Origin of the sequence: Nocardia sp. CC213A (assembly GCF_030766805.1) — a bacterium.
Classification (GTDB): domain Bacteria; phylum Actinomycetota; class Actinomycetes; order Mycobacteriales; family Mycobacteriaceae; genus Nocardia; species Nocardia otitidiscaviarum.
Map to the genome: position 1 here is coordinate 632,834 of NZ_JASFXA010000001.1, position 18,252 is coordinate 651,085.

The window sequence follows — 18,252 nt, forward strand, 5'->3', positions numbered from 1 at the left end:
CGCGTGACGCGGCGCTGACGAGAGATCAGCCGCGCGACAACCGAGCTGACGGCAGACGCTCGGCCCGCTGGTCGTCGCACCGGTGCTCGGGAGCGGGTACACCGCGGCCTTCGGTATCGCCACCGCCGTCCTGCTCGCCGCCGCGGTGGCGGCATTGGTTGTACACCGGTCATATGCTTCGATCGAGGCATGACGGACAGCATTGATGTCGCACGGGTCGTGAGCGCCAGCCGGGAAGTCGCCGCCAACGCGGAGCGGATCTTCGACCTCATCGCCGATCCGGCACAGCAGCCGCGCTGGGACGGCAACGAGAATCTCGATCGCGCACCGGACGGGCAGCGCGTGCGCGCGGCGGGTGCGGTGTTCACGATGACGCTCACCAACGGCCATGTCCGCGAGAACCACATCGTCGAGTTCGAGGAGGGCCGCCGCATCGCCTGGCTGCCCTCGGAACCCGGCAAAGACTCCCCCGGCCACCTGTGGCGCTGGGAACTGGAGCCCCTGGGCGACAACCGGACTCGGGTCACCCACACCTACGACTGGTCGAACCTGACCGACGAGAAGCGCCTCCCCCGAGCCCGTGCGACGACCCCGGACAAGCTACTGGCCTCCATCGACCGTCTGGCCGCCCTCGCCGAAAGCGAGTAGCTCCGCGCGGGTCAGCCTGCCGCCGGTTGGAAGAGTTCGACGACATTACCCGCCGGATCGAGCAGCAGGATCTGTTGTCCGCCGGGGCCTTTCACGATGTCGTTGCGGAACGGCACCCCGGCGGCACGCAGTCGCTCGACCTCGGCGGCGATATCGTCGACGATGAGCTGGACGCGGTTCCATCCACCCGGGTGCGGGACCTCGCCGTCGGGCATGGGGCGGCCGGCGGAACTCTTCGGCCCGGAGAGCAGCAGTCGCAGTGGGCCACGGCTGATTCCGGCGAAAACCGGGGCGGCGTCGAGATCGACGCTGAAGCCGAAGTTGTCGGTGTAGAAGGCGAGCGCGGCGGCGACATCGTCGACCATATAGCGGACGCTGATCTGGTCAGTTGCGGTGTTCGACATAATCGACACTCCTGGGAGTGAATGTGGGTCTGATAGCGGTCGACAGGAATCGGATACGGGTGTCGAGTTCAGCCGCGACACGGCAGAACTCGGCGTATTCGGCCTGCGGAGTGGACCCGGCGGCCGCCGGGTCCGGCATGCTCCAGTGCATGCTGACGGCCGACCCGTGGTCACGGGGTACCTCACGGACCTTGTCGCATAACGTGATCACGTAGTCGAAGTGGCGGTCGGCGACGGCCGACAGTCCCATGGTGCCGTGACCGCCGAGGTCGATGCCGTACCGCTCCCGCATGACGCGCACGGTGTTCGGATGCAGTGCGGGCTTGGGATGACTGCCCGCACTGGCCACCTCGAGGGCACCGCCACCCCGCCGGCGCAACAGCGCCTCCGCCATCGGCGAGCGGGCACTGTTTCCGGTGCACAGGAACAGCACCGCGCCGGACGGCTCCCCGGCGGCGTCGACGGTGGGAGCCAGGGCGGGATGCAGCGCCGCCGATGCCGCGGCGAAGGCCGTGCCGCAGCGGTCCAGGTCGAGGTGGTAGTAGCTGTCGCGGCCGTCGAAACTGCTGCGCCGCACCGTCACCAGACCGGCCGAGCGCAGCAGTCGCAAATGGTAGGAGACCAGATTCTGCGGCTCCCCGGTCGCGGTGACCAGTTCCCGCACGCGCCGGTCACTGCCCGCCAACTCGGTGAGCAGCGCCCAGCGCAACGGGTGCGAGGCCATCCGCATGAGGAGCGGGACCCGATCGACCACCATGCCTCGAAAATACATCAAACCAGTTTGATGCACTAGGGGTGAGCGGGTCCAATCCCCCTCAGATACGTACAGCGACAATCCGGAAAGGCGTCGTGGGCGTTCCCGGGGCCATCGGCCCGCCCTTGTCGAACTGGGAGGCCACGACCAGCGTTCGATCTCCCACACGCACCAGAGTCGTCGGGATGGCGAGGGATTCGTCGGTGAACCGCTCGGTGCGGGTGGCGGTGGTGTAGTCGTCGGACATGGTCCAGCGGCTCAGCGTGTTGGTGGTGTTGTGGGCGACCCGCAGCGTGTGATCCACCAGGTCCAGGCCGTCACCGTGCGCCACGTCGCCACCGTTCAGGACCACCTTGCGCACCGGCTCCGCCGCGTCGGGCGCGGTCGCGATGCGGTACAGATCCCCGCCGGTCATATCGACGATCAGCAGATACCGGCCCGTCGGATCGACCACGATGCCGTTGATGCCGAAGGCATCCTCCGGGAGTGGTTCGAGATGCGGCGCGAGATCGAATACCGGTGCGAGTTCGGCATTCCCGCCGGCGGCGACGTGCTCGGGGGTCACGCGGTAGACGACCGAGCGGATGCTGTCGGTCAGGTAGGCGGTGCCGTCGGGCGCGAAGTCGAGATCGTTGACGAAACGCGGCGCATCGCCCGGCACGTCGAAGCGCGCGACCAGTGCCCGGGTGGCGATGTCGTAGACGGCTACCCCGGCGGTGGAATCGGTGACCCACAGCCGACCGCGGTCGTCGACCTTCATGCCGTTGGCCGTGGCCCGGCCGTCGGTGCCGGCGGGCAGGAAGACCTCCGCCGCGGTCGCACCGGCGGCGGCCCGGTAGACCGCGCCATTGGCGTAGGAGCCGACGTAGGTGTCGCCGGTGCGGGCGTCGAGGGCGATGCCCTCGGGATAGGCGCGGTCATCCGGCAGCGTGTAGGCGGTGACGACCCGCGTCCCGGGATCGTTCGAGCTCGCGGCCGGTTCGTCGGACTGCCCGCAGGCGGTGAGGACGAGTGCCGCCGCCAGGGTCGCGATGGACGTCGGCATGCGACGAGGTGCGGTGAGCATGGGTTTCTCTTCTCGACAGCACGAATGAGTGACTACTCATCATTGAGCGGCTACGAATGTAGATTAGAGTTCTAATGATCGTCAAGACACTAATCATGGGACGACCGGATACCATGCGTGCATGACCGCCATGCCTGCCGCCGAGCGCATCGGCTCCTATGTCAAACGCGCCGAGCAGGCTCTCAACGCGGCCAAGAACGCCGCCCTCAAACCGGCCGGGGTGACGGTCGCGCAGTACGCCGCCCTGCTCTTCCTCACCGAGAATCCCGGCATCTCCGCCGCCGCCCTGGCCCGGCTGTGCGGCGTCACCCCGCCGACCATGAATACGATCCTCACCAACCTCCAGGACCGCGGGCTCATCGTGCGCACCCCGCACGCCTGGCATCGAAATGTCTTGGAAACCCGCCTGACCGAACAGGGCGAGCAGGTGATGCACGATGCCGACGCCCGCGCCGTCCGCGTCGAACGCGCCCTGGCCGAGGAGTTCAGCGCCGCCGAACGGCAAACCCTGCTGGACCTGCTCACCCGCTGCGCGGACCGCCTCGACACGATTCGTCCCGAACCCCAACCCGGGAAGCGCTGATCCATGGCGGGCGCACCCGTGCCCCCACCGTGTGATTGCCGTCGCGATGCATACGTGGTGACCGAGGAGCAGACCGTCACGGTGCCGACCACCCACGAGGAGGTCCGCATCGAACGTGAGCCGATCACCGATCCGCGCACCGCGGAACGCGTTGATATCGGCGAAGAGGAGCGCGAGGTCACCCTGCACGAGGACCGGCTGAGCGTCGACACCGAGGCCGTCCCGGTCGAGCGCGTCCGCTTGGCGGTCGACGAGGTCGAGGACAGCCAGACCGTCTCCGGGACCGTCCGCAAGGAGCGCTTCGACACCGAAGGCATCGAGGACGAATCGAACCGTGAACGATAGCGGCTCGGCCGCGCCCACCGGCCGCACGGCAGCCGCGGTGGCCGGTGGACTCGCGGGTTCGGCTATGTCGCTGCGGCTAGGTCACTTCGGCTAGGTCGTCGGTGTGGCGCGGACACCGCGCCAGACGAAGCCCACCGCCGCGACGATCAATGCCGCGGGCGCCATGAATGCCCACCACCCCGCCGCATTGCTCAGGGCCACAGCGCCACCCGCGCCGATCACCAGACCGGCGATGCGTGCCGACGACCACGGGTCCGCTTTCCCGGTCGTGGCGAGATCGCTACAGAAGCGAGTGAACGTGCTCGTCAGATAAGTGGTGGGCGAATTCGGATCGGCCGCCATCACCAGCGCGGACTGCATGCCCATGGCCAGCGCGGCCGGTACCAGCAGCGACGCCCGGCCGAGCCCGTCCCCGAAGGATGCGGCCAGTCCGGCGAGTACGCTCACCAGAACCGCTTCGGCGAGTAAACATTCGAGCACCCGGCGCGCACGGCGACCACGCTCGGCCCGACACCATCGGGCCGCCACCACGATGCCCGCCGCATAGCCGCCCAGCACGGTGAGTGGACCCGCGATATCCGTCCACGGGAGTGCCACGGCCACACCGAGCAGAACCAGGTTGCCGGTCAGCACGCTGGCGAATACCTTGCCCAGTTCGGTGAACACCAGCGCGTCCATGGCCCCGGCCCCGGCGCTGAGCAGCACCAGCGCGGTGACGCCGCCCGGAAAGCCGAGTCGGCTCCCCTGTTCGATTGCCATGCGGCCACCGTATCGGCGCATCGCCGACCTGCCCGGCAGGGACGAACGCGAGCCGCGTCACGCCTACCGGCAGGGCGTATCGAAGGGCGACGCCGTCGCCGAGTCACCGCGCCCCCGAGACGCGGAACGGCTCTTTCGGTCCAGCGGTACGCGAACGTCGCACACGGTCCAGCGGTACGCGAACGTCGCGCGGTCCAGCCGTACGCGAACGTCGCGCGGTCCAGCCGTACGCGAACGTCGCGCAGTCCAGCCGTACGCGAACGTCGCGCAGTCTAGCGGTACGCGGACGTCGTGGCCGGAGTCAGCCCGAGACCGCCGAGGCCGGTGAGCAGGAACTCGTTCACCGCGCCCGGATTCTCGAGCTGCACCAGATGTCCCGCACCGGGCACCTCCACCACCGCGCGCAGGTCCGGGACCGCGGCCCGCATGGTGGCCAGCGGATCGCGGCCACTGAAGCCCTCCATATCGGGATCGTGCTCGCCGTAGAGGAAATAGGCGGGCACGCTCACCGTCGCGTCGGCGAAGTCGGCGGTCAGTTCCCAGTTGCGGTCCAGATTGCGGTACCAGTTGAGGCCGCCGGTGAATCCGGTGCGCTCGAAATCGGCGGCGAGAGTGTCGAATTCCTCCTGGGTGAGCCAGGACCACGGCAGTGCGGGGGCATCCGGCAGTACGTCCAGGTAGCCGAGGCCGGGAGGATTCTTCCAGGTGTCGAGATAGTGGTAGGCGCCGCTGAGCGAGTAGTACACCCGGGCCAGGAATTCCCGTGGGCGGGCGGCGAGTTCGGCATCGGCCACACCCGGCTCCTGGAAGTACGACAGGTGCAGGAAGTGCCGCCGCGCGGCCTTGGTCCAGAACGCCGACGGCGGCTTGGGCGGGCGCGGGGCGAACGGATTGTTCAACACCATGACGCCGTCCACCCGCTCGGGGGCGCGCAACGCCAGCTCCCACACCAGCTGCGCCCCGAAATCCAGGCCGACGAAGACGGCCCGCTCGGCTCCGATGTCGTCGAGCAGCGCGAGCAGATCCCCGATGACGGCCGCGTTGGTGTACGCCTCGGGAGCGTCGGGAGCGTCGGTGCGACCATATCCGCGCAGGTCGGGGGCCAGTGCCCGGTAGCCCGCCGCGGCCAGCGCCTCGACCTGGTGGTGCCACACGAAACCGGTGTGCGGGAACCCGTGACAGAACACCACCGGGTGCCCCTGCCCCCGCTCGGTGACATGCATATCGATGCCGCTGGTCCGCACCGTGCGATGGCTGTTCTCCACTACCGCCTCCAACTTCTAGAACACGTTCTTATTTCAAGGTAGTGTCCAGCGGTTGTGAGCGAAATACCCAAGATTCTCGACGGCCGGGTCGCGGTGGTCACCGGCGCGAGTCGCGGTATCGGCAAGGGCATCGCCCTGGAGCTGGGCGCGGCGGGTGCGACCGTGTACGTCACCGGCCGCAGCACCACGGCCGGACAGCTGCCCGGAACCGTGCACGCCACCGCCGCCGAGATCACCGAGCTCGGCGGCGCGGGAGTGGCGGTGGTGTGCGATCACCACGACGACGCGGCGGTGGAACGGCTCTTCGCCCAGGTGCGCGCCGACCACGGGCGACTCGACGTGCTGGTGAACAATGTCTACAACTCGCCGTCGGCGGCGCGCTGGCTCGGACGCAAGTTCTGGGACGTGCCGCCGAAAGCCTGGGACGAGACCTTCGATATCGGGGTGCGATCCCATTACGTGGCAAGCGTTTTCGCCGCTCCCCTGCTCATCGAGGCGGGCGGACTGATCGTGAACGTGTCCTCGCCCGGCGCGCAGCGGCACATGCACAATGCCGTCTACGGCGTCGGCAAGAACGCCCTGGACCGGATGACCGCCGACTTCGCGCACGATCTCGCCGATACCGAGGTCACGGCGGTGTCCATCTGGCCCGGCATCGTGAATACCGAACTGCTGCAGATGGTTCCGGCCGACGAACACGGCCGTCGGGTGGTCACGCTGCCTGGTGAGGGCACCTTCGACCTCGACGCCGCCGAGTCGCCGCGCTTCCCGGGCCGTGCCGTGGTCGCACTGGCCGCCGATCCCGAACGCCGCAAGCGGACCGGAAAAGCCTGGCGGGTGGCCGATCTCGCGGACGAGTACGGATTCACCGATATCGACGGCCGTATTCCGCGCGCCGACTAGCGCACCGCACCAATTCGCAGCAGTTTTCCGACAGAAGGAGTGCCAAGTATGCGACGCGTATTCATCGTGGGTGTCGCCATGACGCCGTTCGTCAAGATCGGCTCCCGCGATTGGACCTATCCGGAGATGGTCGCGGAGGCGGTACGCGGGGCGCTCGGCGACGCGGGCATCGGCTACGACCGGATCCAGCGCGTCGCCGCCGGCTACGTCTTCCAGCCGTCCGCGGCCGGGCAGCGCGCCCTCTACGACATCGGACTCACCGGCATTCCGATGGTGAACGTCAACAACAACTGCGCCACCGGCTCCACCGCGCTCATGCTGGCCCGGGAATGGGTCGGCGCCGGCCTCGCCGACGTGGCGCTGGCAGTCGGGTTCGAGCAGATGACCAAGGAGGCCATGGCCGGGCCGGCCAGCAAGCCCAAGGCGACCACCGTGGACCACCACCTGGCCGTCATGCGCGGGCAGTTCGACTTCGGGAACGCACCCATCACCACGCAGTTCTTCGGCAATGCCGCCATCGAACACATGAAGCGGTACGGCACCACGCCCGAGCAGCTGGCGCGGGTGGCGGTGAAGAACCACGAACATTCGACCCGGAATCCGCTGGCGCAGTTCCAGAACGCGTACACCCTCGACGAGGTGCTGACCGACAAGCCGGTGCACGGACCGCTCACCCGCTCGCAGTGCTCCCCCATGTCCGACGGGGCGGCGGCCGCGGTGGTGGTGAGCGAGGAGTTCGTGCGGGAGCACGGACTCGAGGCGCAGGCCGTGGAGATCCTCGCCCAGGAACTGGCCACCGACGATTCCGCCGCTTTCGCCTCCGGATCGATGATCGATGTGGTGGGCTCGGGTATGACCCGTCGCGCCGCACAGCGGGTATTCGACAGCGCCGGAATCGACATCGGCGATGTCGACGTGATCGAACTGCACGACTGCTTCTCCATCAACGAACTCATCACCTATGAAGCCCTCGGACTCTGTGGCGAAGGCGAATCCGGTGCGCTGGCCGAATCCGGGGCCACCACCTACGGCGGCACCTGGGTGGTGAACCCCTCCGGCGGCCTCATCTCCAAGGGCCACCCGCTGGGGGCCACCGGACTCGCGCAGGCCACCGAATTGTCCTGGCAGCTGCGGGGTCTCGCCGGTGAGCGGCAGGTACCCGATGCTCGGATCGCCCTCGCCCACAACCTCGGACTCGGCGGTGCCACCGTCGTCACCCTCTACGCCGCGCCCAGCGCCTGACCGGAACGGGAGTTGAATTACCCATGACTGCCATCGATCCCGACACCCGCCTGCGGATGCCGGTGCACAACGGCCACAGCCTGCTCGCCGGACTGCGCCGCCACAAGCGCAATCCCGTTGTGACACTGGGCGATACCGTGCTCACCGGTGCGGACGTGCTGAACGCCATCAGCCGGTACGTGGCCGCGTTCGAAGCCAATGGCGTGAGCACCGGAACGCCGGTCGGCATTCTCGCGCTCAACCGTCCCGAGGTGCTGTTCACCATCGCGGCCGGGCAGGTCCGCGGGCAGCGGCGGACCGCGCTGCACCCCATCGGCGGACTCGACGATCACGCGTACGTCCTCGCCGACGCCGGCATCACCACCCTGATCCTGGATCCGGTACCCGCCTTCGTGCAGCGCGCCCGCGCACTGGTCGACCGGGTGCCGAACCTGACCAAGGTGCTCGTCCTCGGCCCCGTACCGGACGAGCTGGCCGATGTCGGCGTGGACTTCCTCGCCGAGGTGGAGAAGTTCGAACCCGAACCGATCGAGGCCACCGAACTGCGGCCCGACGATGTCATCTCGGTGAGCTACACCGGCGGCACCACCGGCAAACCCAAGGGCGTGGTCGGCACCGCGCTCACCATGGCCACCATGACGCAGATCCAGCTGTCGGAATGGGAGTGGCCGAAGCGTCCGAAATTCCTCATCTGCACGCCGCTCTCCCATGCGGGCGCGGCGTTCTTCGTGCCGGTGGTGCTGCTGGGCGGTGAATGCATCGTGCTGCCGCGCTTCGACGCCGGTGAGGTGCTGAAGGCCATCGAGGAGCACAAGATCAGCGCCACCATGCTGGTGCCGTCCATGATCTACGCGCTGCTCGACCACCCGGACTCGAAGACGCGGGATCTGTCGTCGCTGGAGACCGTCTACTACGGCGCGTCCGCCATCGATCCGAACCGGCTGACCCAGGCCATCGAGCGCTTCGGGCCGATCTTCGCGCAGTACTTCGGGCAGTCCGAGGCCCCCATGGCCATCAGCTACCTGGCCAAGGACGAGCACGACACGGCGCGGCTGAGCTCCTGCGGGCGGCCCTCGGTCGCGCTGCGCGTCGCTCTCATCGACGACAAGGGCGAGGTCGTGCCGCAGGGTGAGGTGGGCGAGATCTGCGTCTCCGGGCCGCTGCTGGCGGCCGGTTACCTGAACCTGCCCGAGGTGACGGCCGAGACGTTCAAGAACGGTTGGCTGCACACCGGCGACCTCGCCCGCGAGGACGAGGACGGCTTCCTGCACATCGTCGGACGCAGCAAGGATATGGTCGTGACCGGCGGGTTCAATGTGTTCCCGCGCGAGGTGGAGGACGTGGTGTCCGAGCATCCCGCCGTCCTCGATGTCGCGGTGGTGGGCGTGCCGGATCCGCAGTGGGGCGAGGCGGTGACCGCGGTCGTGGTGCTCGACGCGGCCACTGCCGCCGATGCCGCCGCGGTGGACACGGTGACCGCGCAGATCCAGGCCACGGTCAAGCAGCGCAAGGGTTCGGTGCAGGTGCCGAAGAATGTCGTGGTCATCGACAAGCTGCCGCTGACCGGGCTCGGCAAGCCTGACAAGAAGGCGGTACGGGTGATCGCCCAAGAGCGACTGGGCATTTCGTGATCGGCCCGGCCGCCTGACGTCCTAGGCGCGGCCGGTGGTCGGGCGCGCGGCCCCCAGTGTGCGCAGCGACAGCGCTCCCCTGCGCACACTGTCGGTCGCCGCCTCGACCACCGCACGAGTCACGAAGTGCCCCACCGCTGTTGCCACGAAGACGGCGGAAATGAGGAGCGGGGCCCATTCCCAGCCGAGCGCCAGCAGCATGCGTTCGAACGTGTCGCGCGGCTGCACCACCGGTTCCCACGAATTGAGCCGCACCCAGCGCCCCAGAAAGACGCCGACCGCGCACAGCAGATGCGTCAGCAGCGTCACCGGGGTCCGCCAGGCCCCGAGGCCGGACCGGTCCAGGAAGCGGTTCATCTCACCGAGCACCAGGTAGTAGGCCACGAACCCGGAGGCGATGAAGGCCGCGTACACCGGCAGCACGGTGGTCACGACCGGCCCGTCCCCCGCCCACCGGATGTCATCGCGCAAATGCACCAGATCGGTCACCACGTACGGCGCGTTCGGCAGGAACAGCAGCAACAGCAGCGCTCCCGCCCACCACACCGGCGACACCGGCAGCCGCCGCTCCCGCGGTTTCGCCATCCGGAACACCAGCAGCGCCAAACCCACCGGGATCCAAGCCAATACCGTATTCCACCCCATCCAGAGCAGGTTCCGGTGCAGCACCCCTGTCAGGCTGGGCCCGACCGCATCGACGACATCCATGCGCTCATCTTGCCCCCGGATCGGCCCGATAGGCCGCCGCTCTCAGAGACCCCACAGCATCTACACACAACCACCACGAACGGGTCCGCCCAGCACGAATCACCCGGGTGCCGCCGCGGCGGCACCCGGGTGATTCGAAGCCCGTCAGGTCAGGAGAACTTGATCTCCAGGCCGATCCCGAGAATGGCGATCAACCAGACGATGCCCGTGAAGATGGTGATGCGATCCAGGTTCTTCTCGACCACTGTCGACCCGGAAAGGCTGGACTGCACGCCGCCACCGAACAGGCTGGACAGACCTCCACCCTTGGCCCGGTGCAGCAGCACCAGCAGCACCAGCAGCACGCTGGTGATGATCAGCAGGATGTCCAGGAACATGCGCATTTCACGGAGTATATGCGCATGTCACCGGTACGTTCCAACCGCCCCCGCTCCGCCGGGGCACGCATGCGTCCGGCTGGATGGAATCGAACCACCTGTGCCCGCGGGCGGGAGGGTTACAGCCTCCGTGCACACCATGTGCTCAACCGGTAGTGAGGTCGCGCCGTTTCGGGCGGCCCGTGCGGAAGACAGAGGACTCGAACCCCATACCCGACGGGCACGACCGCGCTAGCAACGCGGCTCGACCTCCATGGCCGATTTGTCTTCCCGCGCGGAAAGCCGAGGAGTCGAACCCCCGGGACACAATGCCCGCCTCCGGTTTTCAAGACCGGCTGGCCTCCACAGGCCGGAACTTTCCTTCCCCGATCACCCGATCGAGCGTGCGGTAAAACCAGATTCGCAGGAAAGACCGCGCGACCACAACCGATTTTCACCGCCCTGCGGCCAGCCGGGGCAGAACCCTCACACCCGCCGCCGCAGACCGTGGCACGACACCACGGGAGGATCACTACCGCGATCCCGACCGTGTCGCGACGGCCGGGATCGGCGGTGGGTTTGTCAGTCGTTTGCCGGGGTGGAGAAGCGGAAGTCGTCCAGGACGGCTGGGGGCTCGCCGCCGCCGGGGGCCTTGGAATCGTCCTGGCCGTGCACGCCGCCGTAGCGGTTGGTGTGCGGGACCTGCTCTTCGGTGAAGGTTCCGGACAGTACCGGGTGCGGGGAGTCGCCCAGGTATGCCGCGTAGGTGTCACCCTCGGCGCGGAGGCGGACCGTGGTCCCGTCGGGCCACTTGAACCACACCGGGATGTATTTGTCGGTGCCCGCGGCCGGGGTGAACGTCGTTCCATCCCAGCTCAGCAGTGAGAGGCCCATCGAGGTGGCGGTGAACCAGAAGTGCACGCCCGCGTGCTGGGTGGCGGGGTCCGCGCGCAAGGCGATCGACATCGCGGAATGCTCGGGGTTGCGGCCGTTCCAGCGAATGGTGGCCTGGACCTCTTGCGTATCGCCCGCGGCCGGCACCGCGTGGAACGCCATGGACACCGGTTCGCTGGGAGTCCCGTCGGCCGAGAGCCGCCCCTCGGCGATATGCAGGATGCCGCCGCCGGCGGTTATCCAATTCGCACCCAATTCGGCACGGTCGAACTCGTCGGTCGTGGCGTTCGCCCCTCCCGTCGATCCCACGTTGAACAGTAGAACAGCGGTCGCGGCGATTGCCGTACCCACGGTTCGTTTCACTACATGCCCCCTTCTGCACGTTCTTATCGTGTAGATCAAGTTGTTGAGAATAGCCGTTATTCCCAACCGACCGGTCGCGTGGTCCGACGGATGGGGTACCCCCGACCGACCGGTCGAACCGGATCGCACGGCCGGTGCCGACCGTTGCTTACCTGCGTAAAGGGCAAGCAGACGGCGAGTGAACCGCGGCTGTGCGACATGCGACCGGCAGTCGGTGCTGTGGACGGCGAATTGTGAACAGCCGCTGCGAGATCGGTCGGAGATCACATATTCGGCGGTGGTGTGCCGCGCCGAGAATCGCGCGACATTCCGACTCTGTTCGTCGGTCACTCGCTGTGGACGGGTCCGAGTTCCGCCGGGCGGTCACCACTCGGCACACGAGATCGGCGGCCGACGACGGCGGCGAAGGTGCCACCCGCCGAGCCTGGTCCGACCATCGCGAAGCCCCGACGCACAGGGGGTCACGTCGGGGCTTCTCGCATCAGTATGCGCCTGTCCGCCCACGCGCGTGCAGGATTCGCCGAAACCTCGGCCCTGGACATCGACCCCGGTGGGCAGATGCGAGGCCCCGGCGCGAAGGGAGTGACCGGGGCCTCGATAGGTTTGTCGGAAATGTCGGACCGCTGTTAGCAATCCGATCGGTTGTGTCGCACCGTGTCAGGACGGCGCGACCAGGTCGACCACCGGGGCCGCCGCCGCCGTGCTCTGCACCGACGCGATGCCCTTCTTCGCGGCGTCCTTGCTCGCGTACGCCTGACTCTGGGCGACGATCTCGCCGTTGCCCGCCTCGAGCCGCCACCGGAACTTGCCGGAGGCGTCGCAGAAGATCTCGAACTTCCCTGACATGACTGCCTCGATTCTCGGTTGCCGGTTGATAGCCGTAATGGTGGAGGTATGCCCACTCACCGGTGGGTAAACCCGCAGCGACACGACCGAGTCGCTGTCGTGATCGACGGCGGCGATTCCTCATGCCCGTGGCGGGATCGGCGGCGGCACCGCGACCAGGTGCAGGGTATGACTCTCGCCGATGGTGAACTGGGCGACGCGGGCCTCGGCGGCTTGGTCCTGGGCGGTGAGACGGAGTTGGTGCTGGAGCATGTGCTCCGCCCAGGAGCGGACCACGAACGCCTCGATATAGCGATCGGTCGAGCCCACATCGCGGAAAAGCCGCCATTCCATCGCGCCGGTGCGCTGCCGGGAGCGTCCCACCCGCGACATGGCCCGGACGAAGTCGGCGGCGAGTTCCTCGGGGACCTTGTACGTTTCCAGGACCAGCACGGGGCCGTCGGTGGGTGCGGGCTCGAAGACCAATGTCGGTTCGGGCCAATGGGCGGACGGCGTGGTGTCCACCGAGGCCACCTTGACCGGCAGCCAGCGGGTACTCACGGCGCACAGTGCCAGCAGCGCGGCGGCCGCGAGCAGGGCGGACTCCATCCCGAACCAGCCCGCGACCAGGCCCCACAGCAGCGAGCCGAGAGCCTGGCCGCCCATGAACACCAACAGATAAACCGAGAGGCCACGCGCCCGCACCCACCCCGGCAGCAGCAACTGCATGGTGGCGTTCAGGGTGGACATGGCGGTGATCCAGCCGAACCCGCCGAGCACCAGCAGCACGAGGACGACGACCTCGTTGCGCAACTGGGCGGCGGCGAGGGTGGCGAGGCCGAAGGCGATCGCGCCCACGGCCAGCAATCCGGTGGGCCGCATGGACTTTCGCAGCCGCGCGAGCTGGGTGGCACCGATGATCGCACCCAGGCCGAGCGCGCCGAGCAGCAGTCCGTAACCGGAGGACGACAGCCCCAGCCGGTCGTGCGCGACCACCGGCAGCAGCGCCCACAGCGCGCTGCCGGGACCGACGAAGAGCAGGCAGCGCACCAGCACCCGGCGCACGGCTGGCGACGCCTGGATGTAACGCAGTCCGGCCTGTAGGGCGGCGATCGGCCGCTCGGTCGGCAGATCCCGGTCGGCCGTCGGTCGCCGCCAGCGCACCAGCACCACCAGAATCCCGGTGAACGACAGGGCGTTGAGGGCGAAGACCCAACTCGGCCCGGATATCGCCACCAGCGCTCCGGCCAGTGCCGGGCCGACCGCGCGACCGATATTCATGCCCATGCTGCCCAATGCCGCCGCGGCCGGAATCTGATCGCGCGGCACCAGATCCGGCTGGATGGCCTGCCAGGCCGGACCGGTGAGCGCCTGTCCGCAGCCGAGCACGAACAGCAGGAGCAGCAGCACCGCGGGAGTGGTGTGCCCGGTCGCGGTGAGCACGGCCAGCAGGGCCGCGAATCCGGCCATGGTCGACTGCGCGGCGATGAGCAGCCGCCGCCGGTCCACCAGATCGGCCAATACCCCCGAGGGGACGGCCAACAGCATGACCGGCAGCGTGGTGGCCGTCTGTACCAGCGATACCAGGGTGGCGGCATTCGGATTGTCGACCAGCACCCACTGCGCGCCGACGGTCTGCATCCAGGTGCCCAGATTGGAGACCAACTGGGCGATCCAGAGCGCCCGGAAGACCGTGGACGCCAGCGGCGCCCAGGCCGAATCACCGCGTTTCGCAACAACCTCGCTCACTGGCACGAGCGTATTTCCCACCTACCGGTCGGTGCGAACGCCACGCTGCCCGAGAATCAGGCCGGCGCCACCTCGGCGGGAACCGACTCGCGCCCCGACTACTCCCCCGGCGATACCGCCACGCGGGCGGCGTAGGCCGCCAGCATGTCCTCCACCAGAGCGAGGATGGCGGCGTCGAGATCGGGGCGCTGGTAGACGCCGCGCACCACCGCTTCGCCGGAGAACATGTGCAGCATCATGAAGAACAGCGGCTCGCGCACCTCGACGGGGAAGTCGTCGAGCAGCCGCGCCCCGTCCAGCGCCGCCACGATCTCGCGGTAGTAGTTCGCCGCGATGGGTGAGATACGTTCGCGCAGTTCGGCATCCGAGCGGGCTGCCAGGTAGATCTCGCGCAGCGCGTGGATGGGATTCGACTGCTGCGCCTGCCGCAGGAAGCGCAGCGCCACATCGAGCGCGTTCTCCTGCTCGCCGAGATGGTCCATGGCGGCCCGAAAGCCCGCCAGCTGCTGACCGAACGCCTCCTCCGCGGTGCGGACGACGAGATCGAGGCGGGTGTCGAACTGCCGGAACATGGCCCCGGCCGACAGTCCCGCGCGACCACAGATCTCCTGCACGGTGGCGCGCTGATAGCCCAATTCGCCGATGGCCGCGATGGTGGCCGCGACGAGTTTGGCCACCGTGGCGGCACGGCGCTGCTGCTGGGTTCGGCGCGGCCGGGGATCTTCGCTCACGAGTCGATCATCCCGCCTTCCACGCGCGTCGATCGGCCCGGGGCCCACGTGACCGTTGACACGCCGTTCGACTGTCCCATACAGTCTGCGTCACATAGATAACAATCGCTCTCTATCTTAGTAGGGTGCGCGTGCCCGCGGACGCGGGGTGTGGAGGCAGCAGCGATATGACAGCGCGGAGGCGTGCGGTGGCCCGGGCGTGCGTGGCGGTGGCGGCGGGACTGACCGTGGCGGTATGCCCGGTGACGACGGCGGGAGCCGACGAGGTACCGGTGAGTCCGGCCCTCCCCTTCCCCATCCCGCCCGCGCCCCCGTATCTGGATCCGGGCTTCTACGATCCGGATCCGGCCCGGGTCGCGGCGGCACAGCCCGGGGAGATCCTGTCGGCGCGGCAAGTGAACCTCGCGAACTTCTGGCTGATTCCGCTGAACGTCAAGGCGTGGCAGCTGTCGTACCGCAGCACGAACACCCGCGGCGAGCCGATCGCGGCGGTCGCCACGGTCATCGTGCCGCACCGGCCCGCGCCGACCGGCCGGCGTGCGCTGCTGTCGTTCCAGATGGCGGAGGATTCGCTCTCGATCAACTGCGCACCGTCCTACACCCTGCAGATGGGATCGCTGCCGAATCCGCTCAACCCGGTGATCGGGGCGGAATTCGTCGAGGTGCAGGCGATGCTGCAACGCGGGCACGCCGTGGTGGTGCCCGATCACCAGGGGCCGAACGCCGCCTACGCCGCCGGTCCGCTGGGCGGGCGCATCACCTTGGACGGCATTCGGGCCGCCGAGCGCTTCGAGCCCGCCGGACTGCCCGGTACCGAGACCCGGGTCGCCCTGTGGGGCTATTCCGGCGGTGCCATCCCCACCGCGCACGCCGCCGAACTACAGCCCGAGTACGCCCCCGAGATCGATCTGGTGGGTTCGTCGACGGGCGGGCTCATGGCCGATATCCGCGCGGCCATCGACTACAACAACGGCACCTCCACCTTCGGCGGCGCGGTGCTGGGCGGGTCGTTCGGCGTCGCCCGCGAGTATCCGGAATTGAACCGGTTCATCGAGCGATACATGAATCCGCTCGGCAAGGCGGTGCGAGTGGTCCACGAGGGCCAGTGCGTGGCGCTGCAGTTCGCCGGATTCCCCCTCGTGAACATCAAGGGACTGTTCGACTATCCGGGCGATCCCATGCTCGCCCCGGAAGTGCAGCCGGTACTGGACGAACTCGCCCTCGGGCGGCGCGGCACACCCACCGCGCCACTGCACATCTACCAGGCCCCGCTGGACGAGGTGATGCCGATCAATGCGGTGAACCGCCTCTACGACACCTACTGCGCCGATCCGGACGCCCGGGTGTTCTACACCCGCGACCTGCTCAGTGAGCACGGCATCGCCGCGGTGAGCGGGACCGCCAGCGCGGCGCTGTGGCTCGACGAGCGGCTCAACGGCGTACCGGCTCCGGCCGGATGCTCGAATCGCGACGTCGTCACCCAACTGCTCGACCCGGGGGCGCTCGCCGCTTTCGCCGACGCGATCGGGCAGACACTCGCATCGGCGCTGGGCATGCCCGTCTGATCTCCGTACGATCGGCCACATGCCAGCTACTCGACTATGGGGCGGGCTGTTCGTCGCGGCGCTCGCGATGGTTGTCGCCGGATGTTCGTCCTCCGGTGACGACGACACCTCCCCCACGGCGACTCCGATGGGCCGCGATTTCGTGTCCACCGAGGTGGAGGGCCTGCCGATTCCGGACGGCGGGCCCCTGACCCTCAGTTTCCGGGAAGGCCGGGTGACGGCCAACGCCGGATGCAATACCGCCACCGGCCCGGTGAACCTCGACGGCGGCGTGCTCACCGCCGATCAACTCGCCACCACGCTCATGGGCTGCCCGGACGACCGGGCGCAGGCCGACGCCTGGCAGGAGGGCCTGCTGAAGTCCAGGCCCACCTGGAAGCTGGACGGCGACACGCTGGTCGTCAGTGGCAACGGCAGTACCGTCACCCTGCTGGATCGCGAGGTCGCGCAACCGGACAAGCCGCTCACCGGCACCACCTGGGTGGTGACCGCCGTGCTGACACCCGAGGCGGAGATCCGTTCGCAGACCATCGACGAAGTGCGGCCGACACTGCTCATCGCCGCCGACGGCGCGGTCTCGGGCAGCGCCGGATGCAATGGGATGATCGGCACCGCCGAGATCTCCGGCACCGATGTCACCTTCCAGATCGGCACCACCAAGAAGCTGTGCGATCCGCAGGTCATGGAGTTGGAGCAGCAGGTGCTCAGCGCGCTGAACGGCACGGTGACCGCCACCGTCGAGGCCGACACGCTCACGCTGCGCAACCAGGCCGACGGCAGCGGATTGAAGCTGCGCGCCGAGTAGCACGCGGACGAAAATCGGTGTCGCCCATCGGGAACCGCCGGTAACGTCCGCCGCCATGAACGAACGATTCCTCAATGTGGTGGACGTCGAGGCCACCTGTTGGGAGGGGAACGCTCCGCCCGGCCAACCGAGCGAGATCATCGAGATCGGCCTGTGCGTCCTCGACACCGAGACCCGGGAGCGGGTGGCGAAGCACAGCATCCTGGTGCGGCCGGAGCGCTCCACGGTGAGCGAGTTCTGCACCCGGCTCACCACTCTCACACCGGAACAGGTGGCGACGGGCATTCCCTTCGCCGAGGCGTGCGCGCTGCTGCGGGAGCGGTTCCACACCGATGCGCGGCCGTGGGCCAGTTGGGGCGACTACGACCGCGTGCAGTTCCAGCGGCAGTGCGGGGCCACCGGGGTGCCGTACCCGTTCGGCGCTCGGCACACCAATGCCAAGCTCGCCTTCTCCGCGTCCCGGGACACCTCGCGGCGCTACGGAATGGCGGGTGCGCTGCGGCTGGCGGGGATCGCCCTGGAGGGCACCCATCATCGTGGTGGCGACGACGCCTGGAACATCGCCGCACTCGTGATCGACATGATGCGGCGCGATTCCTGGCCCGCGTGACTCGCGGGCGCGTACCGTATTTCTCCCCGGGGAACGCGGCACACCA

The 18,252-nt window shown here is 68.4% G+C and carries 20 protein-coding genes and 1 tRNA gene; 9 read left to right on the forward strand and 12 right to left on the reverse strand.

The annotated features are described in order from the left end of the window. Positions 1 to 189 precede the first annotated feature (189 nt). Positions 190 to 648: an SRPBCC family protein gene (locus tag QJS31_RS02985; RefSeq protein WP_282780265.1), complete on the forward strand. Its 459-nt coding sequence runs from the start codon at positions 190 to 192 to the stop codon at positions 646 to 648. 11 nt (positions 649 to 659) lie between these two features. On the opposite strand, the gene QJS31_RS02990 is transcribed toward QJS31_RS02985, so the two are convergent. The 3 genes from QJS31_RS02990 to QJS31_RS03000 are packed head-to-tail and all read right to left on the reverse strand — an operon-like array spanning position 660 to position 2,872. Continuing rightward, positions 660 to 1,052 (reverse strand): VOC family protein, encoded by a 393-nt coding sequence (locus tag QJS31_RS02990; protein ID WP_039814916.1) that lies wholly within the window; start codon positions 1,050 to 1,052, stop codon positions 660 to 662. Beyond that, positions 1,033 to 1,809, reverse strand: a complete 777-nt coding sequence (locus QJS31_RS02995) for an ArsR family transcriptional regulator (protein ID WP_282780268.1) — start codon at positions 1,807 to 1,809, stop codon at positions 1,033 to 1,035. The genes QJS31_RS02990 and QJS31_RS02995 overlap by 20 nt, the downstream gene beginning before the upstream one ends. 58 nt (positions 1,810 to 1,867) lie before the next feature. Next, complete coding sequence (locus tag QJS31_RS03000) at positions 1,868 to 2,872, reverse strand: SMP-30/gluconolactonase/LRE family protein (RefSeq protein ID WP_282780270.1); 1,005 nt, start codon at positions 2,870 to 2,872, stop codon at positions 1,868 to 1,870. Between the two features lie 121 nt (positions 2,873 to 2,993). Here QJS31_RS03000 and QJS31_RS03005 point away from each other — a divergent pair, with 121 nt between their 5' ends. Further along, positions 2,994 to 3,455 (forward strand): MarR family winged helix-turn-helix transcriptional regulator, encoded by a 462-nt coding sequence (locus QJS31_RS03005; protein ID WP_282780272.1) that lies wholly within the window; start codon positions 2,994 to 2,996, stop codon positions 3,453 to 3,455. A gap of 57 nt (positions 3,456 to 3,512) precedes the next feature. Beyond that, positions 3,513 to 3,800 carry a YsnF/AvaK domain-containing protein gene (locus QJS31_RS03010; protein ID WP_282780274.1) on the forward strand — a complete coding sequence of 96 codons (288 nt, stop codon included), beginning with the start codon at positions 3,513 to 3,515 and terminating at the stop codon, positions 3,798 to 3,800. 90 nt (positions 3,801 to 3,890) lie between these two features. Here the strand turns inward: QJS31_RS03010 and QJS31_RS03015 are convergent, their stop codons facing one another. Further along, the gene (locus tag QJS31_RS03015) at positions 3,891 to 4,559 is read right to left on the reverse strand and encodes a YoaK family protein (protein ID WP_282780276.1); all 669 of its coding nucleotides are present in this window, start codon (positions 4,557 to 4,559) and stop codon (positions 3,891 to 3,893) included. A gap of 272 nt (positions 4,560 to 4,831) precedes the next feature. Then, complete coding sequence (locus QJS31_RS03020; protein WP_282780278.1) at positions 4,832 to 5,824, reverse strand: alpha/beta fold hydrolase; 993 nt, start codon at positions 5,822 to 5,824, stop codon at positions 4,832 to 4,834. 54 nt (positions 5,825 to 5,878) lie between these two features. On the opposite strand from QJS31_RS03020, the gene QJS31_RS03025 reads away from it, so the two are divergent. Genes QJS31_RS03025 through fadD8 form a run of 3 tightly spaced genes read left to right on the forward strand, consistent with a single transcriptional unit; the run spans position 5,879 to position 9,600 of the window. Next, the gene (locus tag QJS31_RS03025; RefSeq protein ID WP_282780280.1) at positions 5,879 to 6,727 is read left to right on the forward strand and encodes an SDR family NAD(P)-dependent oxidoreductase; all 849 of its coding nucleotides are present in this window, start codon (positions 5,879 to 5,881) and stop codon (positions 6,725 to 6,727) included. A 48-nt stretch (positions 6,728 to 6,775) separates the two neighbouring features. Then, a complete protein-coding gene (locus tag QJS31_RS03030; RefSeq protein ID WP_282780282.1) occupies positions 6,776 to 7,969 on the forward strand; it encodes a beta-ketoacyl synthase N-terminal-like domain-containing protein in 1,194 nt (397 codons plus the stop codon). 23 nt (positions 7,970 to 7,992) lie between these two features. After that, positions 7,993 to 9,600: a fatty-acid--CoA ligase FadD8 gene (gene fadD8, locus QJS31_RS03035; RefSeq protein WP_282780284.1), complete on the forward strand. Its 1,608-nt coding sequence runs from the start codon at positions 7,993 to 7,995 to the stop codon at positions 9,598 to 9,600. Positions 9,601 to 9,621: 21 nt separating this feature from the next. Here the strand turns inward: fadD8 and QJS31_RS03040 are convergent, their stop codons facing one another. The 7 genes from QJS31_RS03040 to QJS31_RS03070 all read right to left on the reverse strand — a co-directional run bounded on the left by QJS31_RS03040 (position 9,622) and on the right by QJS31_RS03070 (position 15,226). Beyond that, on the reverse strand, positions 9,622 to 10,308 hold the full coding sequence (locus tag QJS31_RS03040; RefSeq protein WP_282780287.1) for a DUF1361 domain-containing protein: 687 nt from the start codon (positions 10,306 to 10,308) through the stop codon (positions 9,622 to 9,624). Positions 10,309 to 10,457: 149 nt separating this feature from the next. Beyond that, positions 10,458 to 10,691: a preprotein translocase subunit SecG gene (gene secG, locus QJS31_RS03045; RefSeq protein WP_029924535.1), complete on the reverse strand. Its 234-nt coding sequence runs from the start codon at positions 10,689 to 10,691 to the stop codon at positions 10,458 to 10,460. Between the two features lie 269 nt (positions 10,692 to 10,960). Then, a tRNA-Ser gene (locus tag QJS31_RS03050) sits at positions 10,961 to 11,046 on the reverse strand. Between the two features lie 200 nt (positions 11,047 to 11,246). After that, positions 11,247 to 11,867 carry a hypothetical protein gene (locus QJS31_RS03055; RefSeq protein WP_282784649.1) on the reverse strand — a complete coding sequence of 207 codons (621 nt, stop codon included), beginning with the start codon at positions 11,865 to 11,867 and terminating at the stop codon, positions 11,247 to 11,249. A 711-nt stretch (positions 11,868 to 12,578) separates the two neighbouring features. After that, positions 12,579 to 12,767 (reverse strand): DUF1508 domain-containing protein, encoded by a 189-nt coding sequence (locus tag QJS31_RS03060; RefSeq protein WP_282784651.1) that lies wholly within the window; start codon positions 12,765 to 12,767, stop codon positions 12,579 to 12,581. 120 nt (positions 12,768 to 12,887) lie between these two features. After that, entirely contained in the window at positions 12,888 to 14,495 is a 1,608-nt protein-coding gene (locus QJS31_RS03065) for an MFS transporter (protein WP_282784653.1), read from the reverse strand. 98 nt (positions 14,496 to 14,593) lie between these two features. Next, complete coding sequence (locus QJS31_RS03070; protein ID WP_282784655.1) at positions 14,594 to 15,226, reverse strand: TetR/AcrR family transcriptional regulator; 633 nt, start codon at positions 15,224 to 15,226, stop codon at positions 14,594 to 14,596. A 167-nt stretch (positions 15,227 to 15,393) separates the two neighbouring features. On the opposite strand from QJS31_RS03070, the gene QJS31_RS03075 reads away from it, so the two are divergent. Genes QJS31_RS03075 through QJS31_RS03085 form a run of 3 tightly spaced genes read left to right on the forward strand, consistent with a single transcriptional unit; the run spans position 15,394 to position 18,206 of the window. Next, positions 15,394 to 16,791 (forward strand): lipase family protein, encoded by a 1,398-nt coding sequence (locus QJS31_RS03075; protein ID WP_282784657.1) that lies wholly within the window; start codon positions 15,394 to 15,396, stop codon positions 16,789 to 16,791. Positions 16,792 to 16,810: 19 nt separating this feature from the next. After that, positions 16,811 to 17,596: an META domain-containing protein gene (locus QJS31_RS03080; protein WP_282784659.1), complete on the forward strand. Its 786-nt coding sequence runs from the start codon at positions 16,811 to 16,813 to the stop codon at positions 17,594 to 17,596. A 55-nt stretch (positions 17,597 to 17,651) separates the two neighbouring features. Continuing rightward, positions 17,652 to 18,206 (forward strand): 3'-5' exonuclease, encoded by a 555-nt coding sequence (locus QJS31_RS03085; RefSeq protein ID WP_282784660.1) that lies wholly within the window; start codon positions 17,652 to 17,654, stop codon positions 18,204 to 18,206. Positions 18,207 to 18,252: the final 46 nt, after the last annotated feature.